Origin of the sequence: Streptomyces sp. NPDC050508, from assembly GCF_040655155.1 — a bacterium.
In the GTDB taxonomy this organism is placed as follows: domain Bacteria; phylum Actinomycetota; class Actinomycetes; order Streptomycetales; family Streptomycetaceae; genus Streptomyces.
In genome coordinates this window covers 365,143-380,059 of record NZ_JBFAJJ010000001.1, presented here as the reverse complement: position 1 = coordinate 380,059, position 14,917 = coordinate 365,143, and the positions used below count along the sequence as shown (strand labels likewise).

Here is a 14,917-nt window from a genome sequence, read left to right as displayed (position 1 = left end):
GGGGATGAATGTGGCCACAGAGGCTGGATCCGCACCTGGGAGGCGCCGTGACCACCGCATCAGAGCCCCGGGTGTCGGGGCTGGAGATACGTTCCATCGACTATGTCCCCCTCGACGAGCGCCACGGCAAGCTGTGGCACCTGGGCCCCCTGTGGTTCATGTCGAACGCGCAGATCGCCACGCTGGCGGTGGGCCTGATCAGCATCACCGAGGGCGGAAACCTCATCTGGTCGCTCATCGCGATCGTCGCGGGCACCCTGCTCGGCACGTTCTTCATGGCCTTCCACTCGGCCCAGGGCCCGCAGCTCGGACTGCCGCAGATGATCCAGTCGAGGCCCCAGTTCGGCTATGTCGGGGCCCTGCTGGTGTGGCTGTTCGCCTATGTGCAGTACGCGGGCTTCAACGTCTTCAACACGATCCTCGCCGGTGAGGCCCTGCACACCACGGTGCACGGCAACACCAAGATGTGGGTGGCCGTGGTCACCGTGGTCGGGTTCGTGATCGCGCTGGTGGGCTACGACGTCATCCACAAGGCGGAGCAGTTCCTGACGTACACCTTCCTGGTCGTCTTCGGGATCTTCACCGTGGGCGTGCTGGCGACCCTGCACTACCCAGCGGGCTCCTTCGACCTCGGCGGCTTCTCCTGGACGCCGTTCCTCGCGCAGTTCGGCGTGGTCGCGGGCTACCAGATCAGCTGGGCGATCTACGTCTCGGACTACTCGCGCTACCTCCCGCCGAACGTGACCGTCCGCAAGACCTTCTACTGGACCTACTTCGGCTCGGCGCTCGGCGGGGTCTGGCTGATGACGCTGGGCGCGCTGCTCGCCGCCTGGGCGGGCAAGGACTTCGACACGATCCGCTCGATCAACGCGGCCGGCGACAAGGTGTTCAGCGGCTTCGGCGCGATCGTGCTCCTCTTCGCCACGCTCGGTCTGGTCTCCGTGACCGCGCTGAACATGTACGGCGGTTCACTGACCCTGATCAGCGCGATCGACTCGTTCAAGAAGGTCCATCCGACCGTGGGCGTCAGGGCGTTGACGATCGGGCTGACCGCCGCGCTCTCCCTGGCCGGCGCATTCGCCGCGACCTCCGACTTCCTCACCAACTTCAACAACTTCCTGCTGCTGGTGCTCTATCTGTTCATCCCGTGGACCGCGGTCAACCTGATGGACTACTACGTGGTGCGCCGCGGTCACTACGCCATCGCGGAGATCTTCAACCCCCATGGCATCTACGGCCGTTGGGGCTGGCACGGCATCATCTCCTACCTGGTGGGCTTCGGCGTCATGGTGCCGTTCTTCTCCGTCGGCACGCTCTACGTCGGCCCGATCGCGCACGCCATGGACGGCGCCGACCTCTCCCTGTTCGTCGGGCTGCCGGTGGCCGGGTTGCTGTACTGGTGGCTGAGCCGCTCGATCGACGTGGAGGCCGAGATCCGGGTGGCCGAGGCGGAGGCCGCGGAGTTGGAGAAGGCGGCGCACGAACACCGCGAGCCCTGACGTCCGTTACACCACCGCTTCCTGAATCGGTCCGATCTCCGGCTGCTTCTCGAACTGCGTGCGGTACAGCTCGGCGTACCGTCCGCCGGTGGCGAGGAGTTCGTCGTGCGTGCCGCGTTCCACGATGCGGCCCGCCTCGACGACAAGGATCTGGTCGGCGGAGCGCACGGTGGACAGCCGGTGGGCGATCACCACCGCCGTACGGCCCTGCAACGCCTCGGCGAGGGCCTCCTGGACGGCCGCTTCCGAGGTGTTGTCCAGGTGGGCGGTGGCCTCGTCGAGGATGACGACGCGCTGACCGGCCAGCAACAGCCGGGCGATGGTGAGGCGTTGGCGCTCGCCTCCGGAGAGCCGGTAGCCGCGTTCGCCGACGACCGTGTCCAGGCCGTCGGGCAGGGACCGTACGAGATCGTCGAGGCGGGAGCGGCGCAGCGCGTCCCACAACTCGTCCTCGGTCGCGGCGGGTTGGGCCAGCAGCAGGTTGGCGCGCACGGAGTCGTGGAAGAGGTGGCCGTCCTGGGTGACCATGCCGAGGGTGGCCCGCAGGGAGGAAGCGGTGAGGTCGCGGACGTCGACGCCTCCGACGCGTACGGCGCCTTCGTCGACGTCGTAGAGGCGGGGCAGGAGTTGGGCGACGGTGGACTTGCCGGCGCCGGAGGAGCCGACGAGGGCGATGGTCTGGCCGGGTTCGGCGCGGAAGGAGACGCCGTGCAGGACCTCTGCGCCGCCGCGGGTGTCGAGGGAGGCGACCTCCTCCAGTGAGGCGAGGGAGACCTTGTCGGCGGAGGGGTAGGCGAAGCGGACCTCGTCGAACTCGACCGCGACCGGGCCTTCGGGGACCTCGCGGGCGTCGGGTTTGTCCTCGATGAGGGGCTTGAGGTCGAGGACCTCGAAGACGCGCTCGAAGCTGACGAGGGCGCTCATCACCTCGACTCGGGCTCCGGCGAGGGCGGTGAGCGGGGCGTAGAGGCGGGTCAGGAGCAGGGCGAGGGACACGACCGCGCCGGGCTCCAGGGTGCCGTGCAGGGCGAACCAGCCGCCGAGGCCGTAGACGAGGGCGAGGGCCAGGGCGGAGACCAGGGTCAGGGAGGTGATGAAGACGGACTGGGCGGTGGCCGTGCGGACGCCGATGTCCCGGACCCGGCTCGCGCGGTCCGCGAACTCCAGGGACTCCTCCTCGGGGCGGCCGAAGAGTTTGACGAGGGTGGCGCCGGGGGCGGAGAAGCGTTCGGTCATGCGGGTGCCCATCGCCGCGTTGAGTTCCGCCGCCTCGCGCTGCATGCGGGCCATGCGGCTGCCCATCCGGCGGGCCGGGATCACGAACACCGGCAGCAGCACGAGCGCGAGCAGGGTGATCTGCCAGGACAGGGTGAGCATGACGGCCAGCGTGAGCAGCAACGTCACGAAGTTGCTGACCACTCCGGACAGGGTGTTGCTGAACGCCCGTTGGGCTCCGATGACGTCGTTGTTGAGTCGGGAGACGAGCGCGCCCGTACGGGTACGTGTGAAGAACGCGACCGGCATGCGCTGCACATGATCGAACACAGCTGTCCGCAGATCGAGGATGAGCCCTTCCCCGAGCGCCGAAGAGAGCCGTCGGCCAAGAATGCCGAGGGCCGCCTCGGCGACCGCGATCAGGGCGATGAGCAGGGCGAGGCGTACGACGGTGCCGTCGTCGCCGCCCGACACGATCGCGTCGACGACGTGCCCGGCCAGTACGGGGGTCGCGACGGCGAGCAACGCGGTCACCACCCCGAGCAGCACGAACCTCGCGATCGGACGGCGGTGCGGCCGAGCGAACTCCGCGATGCGGCGCAGCGTGGCGCGGGCGAACGGGCGGCGCTCCTGTTCTGCGGTCATGACACTGTGCAATTGGGTCCAGGCCGTGCTCTCCATGCTCATGGGAGAGACCGTAGGACCTCAAGCACCGTTGAGGTCAACGAATACGCCGCTTCCCTCCGTGCCGCATCCCCGTGTAGGGACGCGCGTAAGGAACTGTCCCCGCTGCCGCAACCCGCAGTTGGCGTGACGCGGAAACCCTCTAGGGATGTGAGACACGTCCGCGTCCGGCAGATCCTGTGCCTGCTCCCGCTGCTCCTGGTCACCGTCGTCGCCGTACAGCACCGGTCCGTCCTCGCCGAGGGCTTCGGCCAGCTGCGGGCGGCGGAGTGGCCCTGGCTGGTGGCGGCGGCCGGTGCCACCTGTCTGACCTGGGTCGCCGCCGCCTTCACCCGGCAGGGTGCCGTGGTCGAACGGCTGCCCGCCCGGCGGCTGTTGGCCACACAGTTCGCGGCGGGCGCGGCAAACCACCTGCTGCCCACGGGACTTGGGGCGGGCGCGGTGAACCTGCGTTTCCTGACGGTGTGCGGGCTGCCGCTGGCCCGTTCGTCGGCCGCGCTGGCGCTGTTCCTGCTCGCGGAGTCGATAGCCCGGCTGACCCTGCTCACCAGTCTGCTGATCGCCTTCCCGGACGCCCTGCACCTCGGAACTCTCCTCCCGGCAGGGGCACTTGGCCCACTCCTCCTGATCATCGGCACCGTGCTGTGCGCGGCGGTCGTGGTCCTCGTTCTGGTACGACGGCTGCGTACGGCGATCCTGTCGTTCCTCCGTACGGCGCTCAGCGAGGCCCGCTCCGTGCACACGCGACCGGCGCGGGCGATGGCGCTGTGGGGCGGTTCGCTGGCGTTCCCCACGCTCCAGGCGGCCGGACTCGTGGCCGTGGGGCAGGCATTGAACCTGCCGGTGCCGCCCGCGCAGATGGCGCTCGCCTATCTGGCGGCGACCGTCGCGGTCGCGCTGGTGCCCACACCGGGCGGAATCGGTTCGGTGGAGGCCGCGTTGATCGTGGCGCTGGTCGCGGCGGGCGGCCCGGTCGCGGTGGCCACGGCGGTGGTGCTGGCCTACCGGATCATCACGGTCTGGCTGCCCCTGCTGCCGGGCGCGTTGACGCTCGGCGCACTGGTCCGGCTGAGAGTCATCTGATGAGCCCCACCCGCACCGGCCCGCCCTTCCGGTCGACGGAACCGGTCCATCCCGCCGTCAGGGTCAGCGTGCGATTCGGTACGGCCGTCCGAAGCCGTTCCTGATGCAGGAGGCGGCCGTCCTGGACGACGTGCAGGACCGGCCGGTGCAGCAGGGCCGAGGTGCGCAGGACGTAAGGGTGGTCGTCGCCCGGGGCGACACGGTTCGGGGCGATCCAGCGCAGGGGCGGATCGACGAGCAGGGGGACTGTCGTGCGGGGCCGCTCGGCGCCGGCAAAGTCCGCCAGGACGGCAGCGGCGACACGGACGCCCTCCCGCGTGGCCGTGGCCGCGCTCTCCACGGCGTGCAGCACGCTGCCCGCGGCGAACACGCCCGGCCGTGAGGTGTGCAGGGCCCCGTCGACGGCCGGTCCACGGGTACCGGGATCCAGGACTAGGCCGCCGCGCCGGGCCAGTTCGTGGTCGGGCACGAAGTCCCCGGTGAACACGACGGTGTCACAGGGCAGTTGGGCCGAACGGCCGTCCCGGTGCCGGACGCGGACTCCGGACAGCCGGCCCTGGCCGAGGAGTTCGGTGACTGCGGTGTCGGTGAGGAGGGGGATGCGGTGCCGGAGGCGGGCGTTGTGGGCGCGGGCTGGTGTCGTCTGGGAGCGGGGCACGTCGGTGACCATGGCGACGACTTCGGCTCCGGCGGCGCGTACGGTGTCGGCGGCCGAATAGGAGACGTCCTCGGCGCCGACCACGACGGCCCGGGTGCCGATCCGTTGCCCGTACAGGTGCACCGCCTGCTGCAACTCCCCAGTGGTGTACACCCCGTCGGGCCGGGTGCCCGGCACCAGGCGGGCCGCGCGGGGCCGTTCGCGGGCACCGGTGGCCAGCACGACCGCTGCCGCCCGGATGGTCTCGGGTCCCTGCGGGCCGACGGTGTCCAGGGCCGACGGTCCCGCCCAGCCGAGGGCGGTGACCCCGGTACGGACGACAGCTCCGGCGCGTACGGCGGCGGCGAGGACGAGGCGGGCGTACGCGGGTCCGGTGAGCGGACGCGTCCAGGTACCGAAGCCGCCGTGGTGACAGTGCCGGGGCACTCCCCCGGCCTGCTGCTCCCGGTCCAGGACTTCGACCCGGGCGACACCGGCGACGGCGAGACGCGCGGCGGCGGCGAGCCCTGCGGGACCGGCGCCGACGATGAGGACGTCGACCTCGCGTCCTTGGTGAGTCACGCGCCGGCCCCTTCGAACAACTCCCGTACGGCCGCCCCGCAATAGAACCCCTGGCAGCGGCCCGCCCGAGCCCGTGTGCGGCGGCGCAGTCCGTCGAGGTTGCGTGGTGGGACCGTGCTGGAGAGGGCGTCGCGGATCTCGCCGCGTGAGACGCGCTCGCAGTGGCAGACGAGGGTGCCGTATTCCGGGTCGGCGGCGACGAGTCGGGCGTTCTGGTGCGGGCGTGGGGACGCCTCGCCGAGGTTCGGCATCTGTACCGGGTGCAGCTCCTCCACGGGACCCGGGTCGAGGCCCGTGTCGGCCAGCAGCGCGGTCACGTGCGCGGCGATGGCCAGGGACGCCGTCAGGCCGGTGGAACGGATGCCGCCGACCGTGATGTACGCCTGTTCGGGGTGGGCCGCGATGCGGTAGTCGTCCTGCTCGGTGGCGGCGCGCAGGCCGGCGTAGACGGCGGTGATCTCCTCGTCGAGCAGTGCGGGGAGGATACGTGCGCCCTTCTCCCGCAGCAGGGCGAGGCCTTCGGCGGTCGAGCCGGTCGCGCGCTTGTCGTGCAGGTCCTCGGCGGTGGGGCCGAGCAGCAGGTTGCCGTAAACGGTCGGGGCGACGAGGACCCCCTTGCCGAGTGCCGTGGGGACGGGCAGGAGGATGTGGTGGAGCAGGTCGCGGGCGAGTCCGTCGAAGACGATCAGCTGGCCCCGGCGCGGGGTGACCGTGAAGTCCTGGTGGCCGAGGTGGCGGTCGAGGGTGTCGGCGTGCAGTCCGGCCGCGTTGACGAGGTAGCGGGCGCGGACGGTGCCGCGGGCGGTGGTGAGGAAGTGGGCGCCCTCTCGCCGACTGACCGCGCACACCGGCGAGTTGAGGTGCAGGTCGACCCCGTGCCGGACGGCCTGGGTCGCGTACGCCAGTGTCGTCGTCCAGGGGCAGATGATGCTCTCGCCGGGGACGTGCAGGGCGCCGAGTGCACCCGGGCCGAGGTGCGGTTCACGCTCGTAGAGTTCGGGGGGATCGATCAGGCGGGTGTCACCGTACTCGTTGCGTACGGCCTTCTCCGCCAAGTGCGGTAGCGCCGCGAGCTGTTCCTCGTCCCACGCCACGAGCAACGCGCCCACCGGCTCGACGGCGATGCCCGACTCGGCGGCGTACGCGGCGAGTTGGCGTGAGCCCTCGCGGACGAGCCGTGCTTCCAGGGAACCCGGTACCGCGTCGAAGCCGGTGTGCAGGATCGCGGTGTTCGCCTTCGAGGTGCCCTGGCCGACGTCGTCCTGCGCCTCGACGAGGGCCACGCGCAGGCGCGGGTGGCGGGCGAGTTCGCGGGCGATCGCGCAGCCGACCACTCCGGCGCCGACCACGGCCACGTCGTAAGTACGCGGCGGCAGCGGTCCGTTGACCGTGACCGTCATGCCGCTGCCCGGTCGAGCAGTGCGGTGACTTCGGTGCGGAAGGCGGCGAGGCGTTCGGCCGCCCGGTCGGGGGTGATGCGCGGTTCGTAGACGGCGGCGGGTTTCCAGTCGGGCAGCGCGTCGACGAGCGTCAGTCCGGGGTGGGCGCCGAGTCGGGCCAGCGCGCCCACGCCCAGGGCGGTCGCGTCGGGCAGCGCGGACACCTCGACGGGGCGTTGCAACAGGTCGGCCTGGGTCTGCATGAGCAGGGCGGAGCGGGTGAGGCCGCCATCGACGCGCAGCACGTCAAGAGGTGTGCCGAGATCGGTCGCGGCGGCTTCGGCGAGTTCGACGACCTGCGCGGCGAGGCCCTCGCACAGGGCGCGCACCAGGTGCCCTGCGGTGGTGTCGAGGCCGAGTCCGGTGAGCGAGCCGCGCAGGTCGCCGCGCCACCAGGGGGCGGCGAGTCCGGCGAGGGCGGGAACGAAGATGACGCCGCCGCTGTCGGAAACGGTGCCGCCCACGCGGTCCAGGTCGGCGGCGCCGCTGATCACGCCGATGTCGGTGAGCCAGCGCACGGCGGACGCGGCGGTGTACACCTGCCCGTCGAGGCAGTAACTGGTCCGCCCGCCGAGCCGCCACGCCACACAGCTCACCAGCCCCGAGTCCCCGCGCCGGGGTGTGTCACCGGTGTGCGCGAGCAGGAACGCCCCAGTGCCGTAAGTGCACTTGGCGCCGCCGGGCGCGGTGATCCGCTGGGCGAGCAGGGCCGCCTGCTGGTCCACGACAAGGCCGGTGAGCGGTATCTCCGCGCCGAACGCGGTGGTCGTACCGATCAGTTGGGCGCAGTCGACCACGCCCGGCAGCCGCTCCCCGGACAGTCCGTACAGGTCGAGGGCGCGGGGCGACCAGGCGGCCTTGTCGAGGTCGAGGAGTTGGGTGCGGCCGGCGGTCGCGGCGTCGGTGACATGCGTGCCGGTGAGGCGGTGGACCAGCCAGGAGTCGCTGGTGGTGACCATGCCGTCGCGGGTGAGGTGGCGGCGGATCCAGGCCATCTTGGGCGCGGCGAAGTACGGGTCGAGCGGCAGGCCGGTCAGGTGGCGCAACTCGTCGGCGTGCTCGGCGAGTTCGGCGCAGACGCTCTCGGCGCGGCGGTCCTGCCAGACGAGCGCGTCGGTGAGCGGCATTCCGGTGTCGGGGTCCCAGGCGAGCACGGTCTCGCCCTGGTTTGCGAGGCCCAGTGCCTCGACGGGTTCGTTGGCCTCGGCGAGTGCGCGGCGCCCGGCGACGATCACCGACTCGTAGAGTTCCTCGGGGTCGGCCTCGACCAGGCCGCCCGGCAGCGGGCGGGTCCCCACCGAGACGAACCCGGTGCCGATCACGCCACGTTCGGGACAGATCACCAGGGCCTTCGTGCCGGATGTTCCCTGGTCGACGGCGAGTACCGGACCCGTCATACCACCCCTCCCGTAGATCACTGCGCGACAGCCTGCCGCCGGTCCGCACACCACGTCAAGCATTTCTGATCATCAGTCAACTCGCAGATATATCTACCGAGTTGGGGACGATCGGGAAACCAGGGGTGATGAGGAGGGCTGTTGTCACTCCACCCTGCCGTCGTGCCCGCGAACCGCCTTGCGGCGGTCGGTACCGACGTGGTGCGGGCATACCCAGCGGCGGCCTCCCGTGGGGTACGGGAGCGCATGAGACCCCCACTCGGGGCGTCCGGCAGGTCCTTGAGAGCGAGGCACGCCCCGACGGCGGGCCGCGTTGATGACGTTCCGGGCGTCGGCCCCGTACAGCCCCCGACCAGGTACGAACTCCCGGTCCGGATACGGCAGGATGAGCGGTCGCGCCGTCGCACGGGTCCGTCCCGGCCGGCGCGACGGCAATTCCAGCAATGCCCGCAATTCGAGCAGGTGGACAACGTGACGACTCTTCACATCCGGCCGTCGGCGACACCCTTCGCCCCGGTTTCTCTCCCCGGCGGTGACCGATGACCCGCGCGCTGACCCTGGACGACCTCACGCTCGCCGGAATAGCGCTCATCTCCGGCCTGTTGGCGGGTTTCCTGCTGCGCCTGCTGCTGCGCTGGCTGGGCAAGCACGCGAGCCGCACCCGGTGGAGCGGCGACGACATGATCGTGGACGCGGTACGGACCGTGATCCCCTGGTCGGCGGTCATCGCCGGCGCCGCGTCCGCCGCTGCCGTACTGCCGCTCACCCGAAGCGTCCAGCACCACGTCAACCAGTCCCTCCAGGTGCTGCTCATCTTCGTCGTCACGGCAACGGCGGCCCGGGTGATCGCCGGACTGGTCCGGGCGGTCACCAACTCCCGCTCCGGGGTGGCCGGTTCGGCCACGATCTTCGTCAACATCACCCGGATACTGGTCCTGGCGATCGGCTTCCTGGTGATGCTGCAGACGCTGGGCATTTCGATAGCGCCGATGCTCACCGCCCTGGGCGTCGGCGGTCTCGCCGTCGCGCTCGCCCTTCAGGACACGCTCGCGAACCTCTTCGCGGGCATCCACATCCTCGCCTCGAAGACCGTCCAGCCCGGCGACTACATCCGGCTGAGCAGCGGCGAGGAGGGCTATGTCGAGGACATCAACTGGCGTCAGACGACCGTGCGGGCACTCTCCAACAACCTCGTGGTGATACCGAACGGCCAGCTCGCCAAGACGAACATGACCAACTTCATGCGTCCCGAGCAGCAGTTGACGATCCTGGTCCAGGTGGGCGTCGGCTACGACAGCGACCTGGAGCACGTCGAGCGGGTGACCATGGAGGTCATCGCCGAGGTCATGACCGACATCACCGGCGCGGTCCCGGAGCACGAGCCGGCGATCCGCTTCCACACCTTCGGCGACTCCCGGATCGGCTTCACGGTGATCCTGGGTGTCGGCGAGTTCAGCGACCAGTTCCGCATCAAGCACGAGTTCATCAAGCGCCTGCACAAGCGGTATCGGGACGAGGGCATCCGCATCCCGGCACCGACCCGCACGGTGGCGCTCCAGCAGGGTGCGGTCGGTGCGGTCGCCATACCGCAACAGCGGATCCCGGAGGACGAGCCGGGCGGAGTTCCCTCCACCCGGCTCGACTGAGGGATCAGCCGGCTCAGATCAAGTCCCTCGGATCAACTCCCTCAGAGCGTCGCCGAGTTGTCGTGGTAATGCCCGCCGGTCCGGCTGTGCGGGACGGCGAGGGACGGGTTCACCGGCGTCACCGTCCAGTCCGGATGACCGGGCATGCGCGGCGTCGCCGTACCGTAGAGCCAGTCCCGCAGGAAGCCGGACAGGTCCTGGCCGGAGACCGTCGACGCGACGGCGATGTAGTCCTCGGTGGTCGCCGCGGAGTCGCGGTACCGGGCGAGGAAGGCGCGTTCGACGGCGTGGAAGGTGTCCTCGCCGATGAACTCCCGCAGGGCGTACAGGACCAGGACACCACCCAGGTAGCGCTGGCTGTCGAAGAGGTTGGCCGCGTTCGGGGCGGCGACCGGTCCTGAGTCGTGGCGCCACTGGTCGCCGCGGGCGTAGGTGTCCTTCATCCGGGCTTCCATCGTGGTCAGGCCGAGGGAGTCGGCCCAGCCGCGCTCGTAGCGGTACAGCAGCCCGTAGAAGTCGGCGTGGCCCTCGTTCAGCCACAGGTCGGCCCAGGTGGCGGGGCTGACGCTGTTGCCGAACCAGGAGTGGACCAGCTCGTGCATCATGTGCGAGCCGATCTTGCTCTCCACCTGGAGCAGGAAGTTCGGCTTGTACAGGGTGAGGGTCTGGGTCTCAAGTCCGGTGAAGTCGAAGGCATTCGGGTCGTCGGAGTTGCAGGGCAGCAGTCCGTACGTCTCGAACGGGAACGCCCCGAGCCGCTGCTCCAGCCAGTCCACGAGTCCGGGCGTCAGTGCGAGCGCCGGTTCCAGGGCGGCGGCGCGGGCGGTCGGCACGACATCGCGCAGGGGCAACCCGTGCGGGCCCGGCCGGTCCTTGACCACGTAGTCGCCGACCGTGATCTGCACCAGCTCGGTCGCCATCGGTGAGCGCGAGCGGTAGCTGAACGCGGTCCGGTCGCCGTCCAGCCGCTCGGTGCACACCAGTTGACCGTTCGCGACGCCGCGCAGCCCGTCCGGGACGGTGATCCGGAACGTGAAGTCGGCCTTGTCGCTGGGGTGGTCGTTGCAGGGGAAGACGGTGTGCGCCAGGTTCGGCTGGCCGCACACCGCGAAACCGTCGGGGGTGACGACCCAGCCGCCGGTGGGGGCGGCGGCGCGGCCCGGGTCGACGGAGTACTCCACGCAGACGGTGACCCGGGCCTTCGCCGGGAGAGTTCCGGCGGGTGTGATCCGCAGTTTCTCGTCGGCCTGCTCGAATCCGGCCGTACGGCCCTGGACGCGGACCGCGTGGATGTCGAGGCCGAGGGCGTCGAGGGAGAACCGGGTCAGGGCTTCGGTGGTGCGGAGTTCTATCGTCGCCGTGCCGTCGACGAGCTTTGTCGTCGCGTCGTAGGCGAGGTCGAGGTCGTAGGACAGGACGCGGTAGCCGTCGTTGCCGAGGGTCGGGAACACCGGGTCGCCGAGGGTCTCGGCGCCCTCGTCGCCGGTCCCCCGTCCGGTCGTCCTGTCGCCGTTCCCCCGTCCGGCCGCGAAGGCCGGGGAACCCACGGTCAGCGCCGTGGTCGTACCGATCAGGGCGGCCACGGGGGCCGTCACTCTGGTGCGATATCTCATGATCCGCTTTCGCTCGGGCAGCCGGGTGGTCAGCTCCGGCCGTCGGTCAGTGAAGGTGATCCACCCCTTACTGACTTCCGGACCGGGCGGTCGGTTGCCCTTGATCGACGCACATGTGTTCGCTCAGTGCGGACGGACCGCTGTCGAGTGCGACCGCATCACGAGATATCTTGATGTCGAGCAATGTTGCAGACGTGGAGCGGAGCACCGGTGACTGACTCGACCATCATCTATACGCACACTGACGAGGCCCCGGCCCTGGCGACGTATTCCTTCCTGCCGGTGGTCCAGGCGTACGCCTCGCAGGCGGGTGTCCCCGTGACCACGCGGGACATCTCTCTGGCCGGGCGCATCATCGCCGTGTTCCCGGAGTACCTCACCGAGGACCAGCGGATCCCGGACGCCCTGCACGAGCTGGGCGAACTGGCGAAGACGCCCGAGGCCAACATCATCAAGCTGCCGAACGTCTCGGCGTCCATCCCGCAGCTCAAGGCCGCCGTGGCCGAGCTGCAGGCGCAGGGCTACGCACTGCCGAGCTACCCGGACGACCCGAAGACCGACGAGGAGCGGGACATCCAGTCCCGCTACGACAAGATCAAGGGCTCCGCGGTCAACCCGGTCCTGCGTGAGGGCAACTCCGACCGCCGCGCCCCCGCCTCGGTCAAGAACTACGCCAAGACCCACCCGCACCGCATGGGCGCCTGGTCGGCGGATTCCAAGACCAACGTCGCCACCATGGGCGAGAACGACTTCCGCTCCACCGAGAAGTCCGTGACGATCACCGAGGCCGGTGCGCTGCGCATCGAGCTGGTCGCCGAGGACGGCACCACCACCGTGCTGCGCGAGTCCGTACCCGTCCTCAAGGACGAGGTCGTCGACGCCTCCGTGCTGCACGTCGCCGAGCTGCGCGAGTTCCTCACCGCGCAGATCGCCCGCGCCAAGGCCGAGGACATCCTCTTCTCGGTGCACCTCAAGGCCACGATGATGAAGGTCTCCGACCCGATCATCTTCGGCCACGTGGTCCGCGTCTTCTTCCCGAAGACCTTCGAGCAGTACGGCGCGACGCTCGCCGCGGCCGGCCTCTCCGCGAACGACGGTCTCGGCGGCATCCTCAAGGGCCTGGCCGCGCTGCCCGAGGGCGACGCGATCAAGGCGTCCTTCGACGCGGAGATCGCCGAGGGCCCCGCGCTCGCGATGGTCGACTCCGACAAGGGCATCACCAACCTGCACGTGCCGTCCGACGTGATCGTCGACGCCTCGATGCCGGCCATGATCCGCACCTCCGGCCACATGTGGGGCCCGGACGGCGCCGAGGCGGACACCCTCGCGGTGCTCCCGGACTCGTCGTACTCCGGCGTCTACCAGGTCGTCCTCGACGACTGCCGTGCCCACGGCGCCTACGACCCCTCCACCATGGGCTCGGTGCCGAACGTCGGTCTGATGGCGCAGAAGGCCGAGGAGTACGGCTCCCACGACAAGACCTTCGAGGTCCCGGCCGCCGGTACGGTCCGCCTCGTCGACCAGGGCGGCAACGTCGTCCTGGAGCAGCCGGTCGCCAAGGGTGACATCTTCCGCGCCTGCCAGACCAAGGACGCCCCGATCAAGGACTGGGTGAAGCTCGCCGTCACCCGCGCCCGCGCCACCGGCAACCCGGCGGTGTTCTGGCTCGACGAGACCCGCGCGCACGACGCCCAGCTGATCGCGAAGATCAAGGCGTACCTGCCGGAGCACGACACCGAGGGCCTGGACATCCGTATCCTCGCGCCGGAGGAGGCCACCAAGCTCTCCGTGGAGCGCATCCGCCGCGGCGAGGACACGATCTCGGTGACCGGCAACGTGCTGCGCGACTACCTGACCGACCTCTTCCCCATCCTGGAGCTGGGCACCAGCGCCAAGATGCTGTCGGTCGTCCCGCTGATGGCGGGCGGCGGCCTCTTCGAGACGGGCGCCGGCGGCTCCGCGCCGAAGCACGTGCAGCAGCTGGTCAAGGAGAACTACCTGCGCTGGGACTCGCTCGGTGAGTTCTTCGCGCTGGTCCCCTCCCTGGAGCAGTTCGCGACGTTCACCGGCAACACCCGCGCCCAGGTCCTCGCCGACACCCTCGACCGCGCGACGGCGACCTTCCTCAACGAGGACAAGTCCCCGACCCGTCGCGTCGGTGGTATCGACAACCGCGGCAGCCACTTCTACCTGTCCCTGTACTGGGCCCAGGAGCTGGCCGCGCAGACCGACGACGCGGACCTCGCGAAGGCCTTCGCGCCGCTCGCCGAGACCCTCGCGGGCGCCGAGCAGAAGATCGTCGAGGAGCTCCTCGCGGTCCAGGGCAGCCCGGCCGACATCGGCGGCTACTACCAGCCCGACCCGGCCAAGGCCGCGAAGGTCATGCGCCCGTCGACGACGTGGAACGAGGCGCTGGCTTCGCTGAGCTGACGGCAACGAGCCTGAGGGCTCTTGTTTGCCAACCGCAGCCCCGGCCGGGTTCTCCCGGCCGGGGCTGCGGCGATAGCCGACACCGGCCTCGTCCCGCGAGCCGACACACGCGCCGCCGCGCGCACTTGGCGACGGAATTCCAGACGGAGTCCGCAGCGCTGCCCCGGGCACGAACGGGCCGACACCGGCCGCGCGGCCCTGATGGGCTCACCGGTCACGACGGCCGCGTTTCCCGCTGGACGGGACTCCGATGCCCTTCCACGGGACGGCCGGTCCCGGCCTGGAGGTCCGCGTCCCGGCCCGGAGGTCTGCGCTGCGCCCGACGATGTGTGCGGCGCCCGAAGCTGCGCGCGGCCCGCTGCTCACCCGTCCCGGACGCCGGCCCCGGGCGGAGCGCCATTCACCCGTGCCGTAGCGGCCTACCGGTCACACGTGCCGGAGAGCGGCCTTCCAGCCGCCCCGGCCCGAACCTCAACCGGCCGTCGGCCCTTGGCAGAGCGCCACTTACCCGTGCCCCAGCGGCCTGCCGGTAGCCCGTGCCGGAGAGCGGCCCCTCCGCCCGCCCGAGCCCGCACCGCAGCCGGGCCGCAGGCCCGTGGCCCGTGGCCCGTGGCCCGTGGCCCGTGGCCCGTGGCCCGTGGCCCGTGGCCCGTGGCCCGTGGCCCGTGGCCCGTGGCCCGTGGCCCGTGGCC

Annotated in this window: 9 protein-coding genes; 4 read left to right on the top strand and 5 right to left on the bottom strand. The window is 70.7% G+C overall.

What is annotated here, in order from left to right:
* Nucleotides 1-47 precede the first annotated feature (47 nt).
* On the top strand, nucleotides 48-1,499 hold the full coding sequence (locus AB0I69_RS01690) for a cytosine permease (protein ID WP_363093463.1): 1,452 nt from the start codon (nucleotides 48-50) through the stop codon (nucleotides 1,497-1,499).
* Nucleotides 1,500-1,505: 6 nt separating this feature from the next.
* Here the strand turns inward: AB0I69_RS01690 and AB0I69_RS01685 are convergent, their stop codons facing one another.
* Nucleotides 1,506-3,395, bottom strand: a complete 1,890-nt coding sequence (locus AB0I69_RS01685; RefSeq protein WP_363094146.1) for an ABC transporter ATP-binding protein — start codon at nucleotides 3,393-3,395, stop codon at nucleotides 1,506-1,508.
* A gap of 153 nt (nucleotides 3,396-3,548) precedes the next feature.
* Between AB0I69_RS01685 and AB0I69_RS01680 the strand changes: the two genes are divergently transcribed.
* Entirely contained in the window at nucleotides 3,549-4,481 is a 933-nt protein-coding gene (locus AB0I69_RS01680; RefSeq protein WP_363093462.1) for a lysylphosphatidylglycerol synthase transmembrane domain-containing protein, read from the top strand.
* Here the strand turns inward: AB0I69_RS01680 and AB0I69_RS01675 are convergent.
* The 3 genes from AB0I69_RS01675 to AB0I69_RS01665 are packed head-to-tail and all read right to left on the bottom strand — an operon-like array spanning nucleotide 4,474 to nucleotide 8,536.
* Nucleotides 4,474-5,700, bottom strand: a complete 1,227-nt coding sequence (locus AB0I69_RS01675; protein WP_363093461.1) for an FAD-dependent oxidoreductase — start codon at nucleotides 5,698-5,700, stop codon at nucleotides 4,474-4,476. The genes AB0I69_RS01680 and AB0I69_RS01675 overlap by 8 nt on opposite strands.
* The gene (locus AB0I69_RS01670) at nucleotides 5,697-7,100 is read right to left on the bottom strand and encodes an FAD-dependent oxidoreductase (protein WP_363093460.1); all 1,404 of its coding nucleotides are present in this window, start codon (nucleotides 7,098-7,100) and stop codon (nucleotides 5,697-5,699) included. The genes AB0I69_RS01675 and AB0I69_RS01670 overlap by 4 nt, the downstream gene beginning before the upstream one ends.
* Nucleotides 7,097-8,536 (bottom strand): FGGY family carbohydrate kinase, encoded by a 1,440-nt coding sequence (locus AB0I69_RS01665; protein WP_363093459.1) that lies wholly within the window; start codon nucleotides 8,534-8,536, stop codon nucleotides 7,097-7,099. Before AB0I69_RS01665 ends, AB0I69_RS01670 begins: the two co-directional genes overlap by 4 nt.
* A 539-nt stretch (nucleotides 8,537-9,075) precedes the next feature.
* Here AB0I69_RS01665 and AB0I69_RS01660 point away from each other — a divergent pair.
* Nucleotides 9,076-10,182 (top strand): mechanosensitive ion channel family protein, encoded by a 1,107-nt coding sequence (locus AB0I69_RS01660; RefSeq protein ID WP_363093458.1) that lies wholly within the window; start codon nucleotides 9,076-9,078, stop codon nucleotides 10,180-10,182.
* Nucleotides 10,183-10,223: 41 nt separating this feature from the next.
* On the opposite strand, the gene AB0I69_RS01655 is transcribed toward AB0I69_RS01660, so the two are convergent.
* Nucleotides 10,224-11,795 carry a M1 family metallopeptidase gene (locus AB0I69_RS01655; RefSeq protein ID WP_363093457.1) on the bottom strand — a complete coding sequence of 524 codons (1,572 nt, stop codon included), beginning with the start codon at nucleotides 11,793-11,795 and terminating at the stop codon, nucleotides 10,224-10,226.
* Between the two features lie 210 nt (nucleotides 11,796-12,005).
* On the opposite strand from AB0I69_RS01655, the gene AB0I69_RS01650 reads away from it, so the two are divergent.
* Nucleotides 12,006-14,225 (top strand): NADP-dependent isocitrate dehydrogenase, encoded by a 2,220-nt coding sequence (locus AB0I69_RS01650; RefSeq protein WP_363093456.1) that lies wholly within the window; start codon nucleotides 12,006-12,008, stop codon nucleotides 14,223-14,225.
* The last annotated feature ends 692 nt before the right edge of the window (nucleotides 14,226-14,917 follow it).

Bases quoted from the DNA above. Each gene is read 5' to 3' on its own strand.
- AB0I69_RS01655 (WP_363093457.1), bottom strand. From the start codon at position 11,795: ATGAGATATCGCACCAGAGTGACGGCCCCCGTGGCCGCCCTGATCGGT.
- AB0I69_RS01665 (WP_363093459.1), bottom strand. From the start codon at position 8,536: ATGACGGGTCCGGTACTCGCCGTCGACCAGGGAACATCCGGCACGAAG.
- AB0I69_RS01685 (WP_363094146.1), bottom strand. From the start codon at position 3,395: ATGGAGAGCACGGCCTGGACCCAATTGCACAGTGTCATGACCGCAGAA.
- AB0I69_RS01670 (WP_363093460.1), bottom strand. From the start codon at position 7,100: ATGACGGTCACGGTCAACGGACCGCTGCCGCCGCGTACTTACGACGTG.
- AB0I69_RS01660 (WP_363093458.1), top strand. From the start codon at position 9,076: ATGACCCGCGCGCTGACCCTGGACGACCTCACGCTCGCCGGAATAGCG.